The following is a 6114-nucleotide window of genomic DNA, read 5'->3' as shown; positions in this document are numbered from 1 at the left end:
ACTCCTTTCGTTTGTTTATTTTGTGGTGATTTAATCATACAGGAAGCGAGTATGTTTTTTAATACCTAAAATGACAAATGGACTGATGAATTGAATTCAATTCATCAGTCCATTAAATTATAGAGCCCTTTTTTGTTAAAAAGAGTTGCGAACGGTTACAATTTTGATATAATAAGTAACGTAATGTTATGTTATGAGTGGAGGAATGACAACATGGAACAAGGTACAGTAAAATGGTTTAACAACGATAAAGGCTTTGGCTTTATCGCAGTTGAAAATGGCGACGATGTATTCGTGCATTTTTCAGCGATTCAAGGAGATGGCTTTAAATCACTTGAAGAAGGACAACCTGTTAGCTTTTCAATTGTAGAAGGTTCAAGAGGACCTCAAGCAGCAGACGTTACTAAATTATAGTCAGTTAAACAGGCCACCTGTTCAGGTGACCTGTTTTTTATTTTCTATGTATTCATGGTATACTATTAAGACTAAGGGGGTGGGCAAGTGGAGCTAAACTATCAAGTTGATGATTTTCGCGCCACGATTTACTATGGCCAGACCTTAAGTGAACTGAGAAAACAATTACCGGTACACGATCAGTTGATCATATTTACCACGCCGAAACTATATGAACGTTTTGCAGAAAAAATGACTCAGTGGTATGATGATCGACTTACGTTTTATATCATCCCCCAAGCGTTATATCGTAATAACTTAGAAGAAATGACGCAAATCGTAAATTTTTTAATGCCATTTAATGTGCAAAAGAAAATGGTTTGGATTGCGTTTGGTAGCGAGAGTGTGGTATCGTTGTCTAGTTTTCTAAGTATCCATTCGCAATACCAGATCACGTTATATACCATTCACCACACATTACAATCATTTGTAGCAGCCTTATATCCGCAAAAGGAATTAGTGATGAGGCAAAACGAAGTGGTACTGCATACGCAAATGGTCCCGAAACGAATCGGATATGTTCAGTTAGATTTCGTTTATACAGTAGCAGAACGGATGATCGATTTAGCGATCGGGCTAAAATATGGCTGTTTGGTTGATCGTGATTTGCTCATGCATTTAATGAAGACGTATCACACGAGCGATCAATTCGAAACAATCCCGATGACGCCTTTTTTGGATACGATCGTTCTGAAGACAAGTGAACATGCTAGAGCATTGCAAACATATGAACGAGTATTTGAACGAGCCTTTTATCAGACAGAGCAAGGGCATTTATTGTCCGCGAATATGAAACGTTTTTTAGGAATATTCTTTCATATCCTATGGGATTTACTTGAGCTAAACGAATACGAATTGAGTAACGCTCTCTTTTTGTGGTTAAAAAAGTTAGGCTATCCAGTTAATTTACCCATAAGTTTTAGTTTCGCCGATTATTTGATCCAAGTAAAGACGTTGTTAACAAAAGAGTCTGTAGTGTGGCGATTAGAGTCAGTCGGTACTCTCCATCAAGTCGAAATAGAGACCGCACTGGATCAGTTTGACGCGTTATTTGAGTATTATCAACAAGAATTAAAGGAGTACAAGTAGATGAGCGAAAGCGAAAAAATGTTACACGCATTACAACAAGAAGATCTAGCGCAAGCACAGTTAGCCTTTCAACAAGCATTGCGACAAGATGATGAACAAACTTTAGCTGCATTAGGAGAAGAACTGCTCCAGTTAGGATTTTTACAGGAAGTAAACGAGATTTTTGAGCTATTATTAACTCGTAATCCAAAGCAAGTCGGCTATTACTTGCCATTAGCTGAAGTAGCGATCGAAAATAATGATACTGAAGCGGCATTTGAGGCTTTAGAGAGTATTCCAAAAACTAGTGAATTCTATGCGCAAGCTTTATTGATCACAGCGGATCTATATCAGGTGCTTGGCATTCCTGAAGTTAGTGAGGCAAAATTAAACGAAGCATTAGAATACGTAGAAGAAAAAAGCGTGATTTTATTTGCTTTAGCGGAATTATATTTTACGACAGATCGTTATCAAGAAGCGCTTGAGTATTACCGTCAAGTAGATGAACGCGAATTTAATCTTCCTTCTGTTTCGCTAGTTGAGCGGCAAGGGGTGGCGTTAAGCATGTTGGGCGCATTTGAAGAAGCGATCGTGTTATTAGAACAAGCGCTAGAAGAAGAAGAGACAGATGATCGACTGTTCCAACTGGCTTTTGTCTATTTACAACTTCAAGAAAACGAAAAAGCGATTCACTATCTACAAAAACTGCGCGTGTTGAATCCACAATATGAAGCTTTGTATTTATTCTTAGCAGAAGCATTACAACAAGAAGAATTGTTACAAGAAGCGCAAGAAGTGATTGAAGAAGGGATTTTAGAAAATCCTTATCGTGTTGAATTGTATCACTTTGCCTCAGAAAATGCTTATCGATTGAACGAAGCCAAAAAAGCTGAAAAATTCTTAGTCGATGCATTAGAAATTGGCGAACGAACTGACGACACGTTATTGATATTAAGTAATTTATATATCGATGAAGGATTTTATGAAGAAGCACTCGATGCGATTCGTCAAATGGAAAATCAAGATCAACCCTTTGCGCTGTGGAATCGTGCAAAAGCGGCTTATGAGTTAGAAGAATTCGCCGAAGCAGCAAAATATTATGCGTTGGCAAATGAACAATTGCATCATGAGATCGATTTTATGAAAGAATATGGACTATTTTTACGCGAAGAGGGACGATTAGAAGAAGCATTACCTTTATTGACCCATTATCTAGCACATGAACCAGGCGATTTAGAAGTACAATCGATCTTAGATGACTTAACAGAAAGATAGGTGAGTAAAAGTGATCCAGTTAGAAGAAAAAATCCAGTGGTTGCGTTATCTCTTGACTTCGGTCACTTTTTCAAGACGAGAAATTTCTTGGATGCTTGATTACTTGATCCATCATGAAGGAATCGTGAAACAAATCCAATTTGTTGAACATGCAGAAAAAACACCAAGAGGCATTCGTTTTGTTGCGGGTCAACATGTCGATCAACCTTTGAGTTTATTTTTAGATGGACGGACGTTTCATGATGTGGATCAAATCTTCCACGAGATTCGGTTTAAATGGCGAGAACCGTTATTTGTCGAATGTATTTTAGACGCTAAGACGATTCCCACGCGTTATCTTGGTCTAGTCGAAGATAATCCTTATTATCGTTGGAACGATCAAATTAGCCAACAAGATGTGGAAAAAGTCGAACGTTCGCTAAAACAATTGGAGTGGGAACAAGCACTAAAGGCAATTCATGAAGAAATCAATGAAGCACTCGATCAAGGCGATCATGCACGCTTTCAAAAAGCAAGTGAAGAATTGGAACAATTACGAATTCAAGAGGCTGACTTTTTCTAGTTAGTCTTTTTGAAGTGGAGGATGGAAGATGAGTAAATCACTAGCAGCGATGCAACAAGAAGTCGATGCGTATATCGCACAATTCAAAAGCGGTTATTTCAGCCCTTTGGCACAGATGGCACGCTTAACAGAAGAAATGGGTGAATTGGCTCGAGAAGTCAATCATCATTATGGAGAAAAAGCAAAGAAACCTACGGAAGCTGCAAAAACAGTTGCAGAAGAATTGGGTGATGTATTGGTAGTGACTATGATCATGGCCAATTCTTTAGATATCGATCTAACGGCAGTGTTTGATCAAAATATGCAAAAATTCAACACACGCGATGCCAATCGTTTTGAACGTGTAGATGAAGTTAAGAAAGAGGAGTCAATGTGAAAAGCCAAATGACGTTGCCAAAAGAATTTAGTCAAGCCAGTCCGGTTATCACAAAAATCGAACAAGCCGGATATGAAGCCTATTTTGTTGGTGGAAGCGTACGAGATGTCTTTTTGAACCAGCCGATCCATGATGTCGATATTGCGACCAGTGCCTTTCCAGCTGAAATCAAAATGCTATTTAAACGAACGATTGATGTCGGGATCGAACATGGCACAGTATTGGTTTTGACTGAAGCTGATCAATACGAAATTACGACTTTTCGTACAGAGTCTACCTATCAAGATTTCAGACGTCCAGAAAAGGTAGAATTCGTACGCTCACTAGAAGAAGATCTAAAACGTCGTGATTTTACGATCAATGCACTTGCGCTTAAATTGGATGGACAAGTGATCGATTTATTTGATGGGCTTCAAGATCTGCATGATCGAGTGATCCGTGCAGTCGGGGATCCTCATGAACGTTTTCATGAAGATGCACTGCGGATGATGAGAGGGTTGCGTTTTATTAGTCAACTAGATTTTGAAATGGAAGCCCAAACGCTTTTAGCGATCAGTGAAAACAGTCATCTCTTAAAAAAAATCTCTGTCGAGCGAATCGCAGTAGAATTTGAAAAATTGATGTTGGGTTTGAATCGTAAACGCGCATTGACACTATTTATTGAGACAAATGCATATCAATTTTGTCCCAAATTTGCATCTTATAAACCACAATTAACAGCACTAGCAGACTTACCGCAATTGCCTCTTGAAGATGCGATCGAAATCTGGAGTTTAGTGACCTTGATGCTTGAAGTTCCGATCGATCAAATTTCATCTTTTTTGAAAGCCTGGAAAGCTTCGAATCAAGTCATCAAGATGGTCCAATCCGTTCGTCAAGGTTTAGCCATTCGTCAAATCCGTCAGTTTAGCGAATACGAATTGTATACTTTGGGTGAAACCAGTGCTTGCTATACAGAACAGTTACTTGCGTTTTTTGATCTTCCACAAGATACTAGTGTAGCAAGACGTTATCAAGATTTGCCTATCCATAGTTTGAAAGAGCTTGCGATCAATGGGAGCGATCTTATGCGCCATTTTCACAAAGAAGCAGGTCCTTGGTTGAAAGAGTGGCTTAGTCTAGCCGAGCGCGCGGTAGTAGAGGGTAAGGTCTTGAATGAGAAACAGGAGTTATTTGATTATCTTTTCACACAAGTAAATGAATAATTCTGTGCAAACGCATTCTGATGTGCTAAAATTAAGGTGTAATAAATATTGTTTAAGGAGTGTTTCAGATGGCAAGAGAGATGAAAGCATTAAAATTCCTTTTCCGCAACGGAGAAACTTGGACAGTGGATCGCCGTTTTATCGGAGATTTATGGATTAAACAAATTACAACAAGCTACGGTCGAATCAATGGAGGAGAATTCGTTGAAATCCATCCATGTGCTGGCTTTAAAATTGAAATCTTCCAAGAAGGTGATCAAGTAGCGACACACGATATTAATCTTGGTGGCTTGGAACTAGGAATGTTCTCACGCGCATTAAAATATCAAGATATCGAACGTATGGAAATCTTATACCGTACCGGTACATCAGAAATCGTCTACTTCCCATACAAAGACACAGATGGCGATGGATTAGACAATGTCTACCAATCAACAAAAATTAGCGAATCAACAAAAAATCTATATATCGTGATCGATCCTGAAAAATCAGTCGATGACATTTATGGAAAAGAATTGAAATAAACGTCTAATGCTCTGTACTTAAGGTTTAAGTACAGAGCGTTTTTTTAATTATAAAAATATGTTTTGTTATTTTATTTTGAAAGAATATTTTAAAAATACAGACGAAATGTTCTTTCAGATATACTATATTTGCGATTAAGGCAAGGATTAGATTGCGATAAATATTTGACATTTGACGATACTTATTTAATATAGAAAGAGAAGGGGGTTATTTTATGATAAAAGCTTATAAAGAATATTGGAATAATATTACAGTAATGAACGCATCTGCAACAAGAGCACAATACTGGTGGCCGCAATTGATCAATTACTTTGTGTTGATTTTGTATACAACATTAACACAAACTTATAAATACATTGATTTTATGGCAGATGGAACGAAAGTCATTAAAGAATTAAATTTAGTGACCATTGTCTTTTTGATCCTAAGTTTTCTGATTTGGCTTGCCAATTTTACTGTCAGAGCAAGAAGATTTCATGATCGTAACCACAGTAACTGGTGGATTTTATTTTACTTGATTCCGGTAATTGGAAACTTGATCATTTTAATTACCCTGATTTTACCAAGTAAAAGAAATACAAGATGGCCAAATAATCAAGCACAATAATCAAAATCCTAGCGAGAACTTCACGATATATGAAGATCTCACT

Annotated in this window: 8 protein-coding genes; all 8 read left to right on the top strand. The window is 37.6% G+C overall.

Features of this window, described 5'->3' with window-relative positions; translation table 11 throughout:
- The first annotated feature begins 213 nt into the window (after window positions 1-213).
- The 8 genes from ACWOEC_RS03135 to ACWOEC_RS03100 all read left to right on the top strand — a co-directional run bounded on the left by ACWOEC_RS03135 (window position 214) and on the right by ACWOEC_RS03100 (window position 6071).
- Window positions 214-414: a cold-shock protein gene (locus ACWOEC_RS03135; protein WP_455305896.1), complete on the top strand. Its 201-nt coding sequence runs from the start codon at window positions 214-216 to the stop codon at window positions 412-414.
- Between the two features lie 87 nt (window positions 415-501).
- Complete coding sequence (locus ACWOEC_RS03130) at window positions 502-1542, top strand: hypothetical protein (protein ID WP_455305895.1); 1041 nt, start codon at window positions 502-504, stop codon at window positions 1540-1542.
- A complete protein-coding gene (locus tag ACWOEC_RS03125) occupies window positions 1543-2796 on the top strand; it encodes a tetratricopeptide repeat protein (RefSeq protein ID WP_455305894.1) in 1254 nt (417 codons plus the stop codon).
- A 10-nt stretch (window positions 2797-2806) separates the two neighbouring features.
- A complete protein-coding gene (locus ACWOEC_RS03120; RefSeq protein ID WP_455305893.1) occupies window positions 2807-3358 on the top strand; it encodes a YpiB family protein in 552 nt (183 codons plus the stop codon).
- Between the two features lie 28 nt (window positions 3359-3386).
- Complete coding sequence (locus ACWOEC_RS03115; protein ID WP_455305892.1) at window positions 3387-3734, top strand: nucleotide pyrophosphohydrolase; 348 nt, start codon at window positions 3387-3389, stop codon at window positions 3732-3734.
- 8 nt (window positions 3735-3742) lie between these two features.
- Entirely contained in the window at window positions 3743-4939 is a 1197-nt protein-coding gene (locus tag ACWOEC_RS03110; RefSeq protein WP_455305904.1) for a CCA tRNA nucleotidyltransferase, read from the top strand.
- Window positions 4940-5007: 68 nt separating this feature from the next.
- Window positions 5008-5463 (top strand): hypothetical protein, encoded by a 456-nt coding sequence (locus tag ACWOEC_RS03105; RefSeq protein WP_455305891.1) that lies wholly within the window; start codon window positions 5008-5010, stop codon window positions 5461-5463.
- A gap of 215 nt (window positions 5464-5678) precedes the next feature.
- Window positions 5679-6071 (top strand): DUF805 domain-containing protein, encoded by a 393-nt coding sequence (locus ACWOEC_RS03100; RefSeq protein ID WP_455305890.1) that lies wholly within the window; start codon window positions 5679-5681, stop codon window positions 6069-6071.
- Window positions 6072-6114: the final 43 nt, after the last annotated feature.

The organism is Enterococcus bulliens, from assembly GCF_053761865.1.
This window is presented reverse-complemented; position numbering and strand designations above follow the sequence as displayed.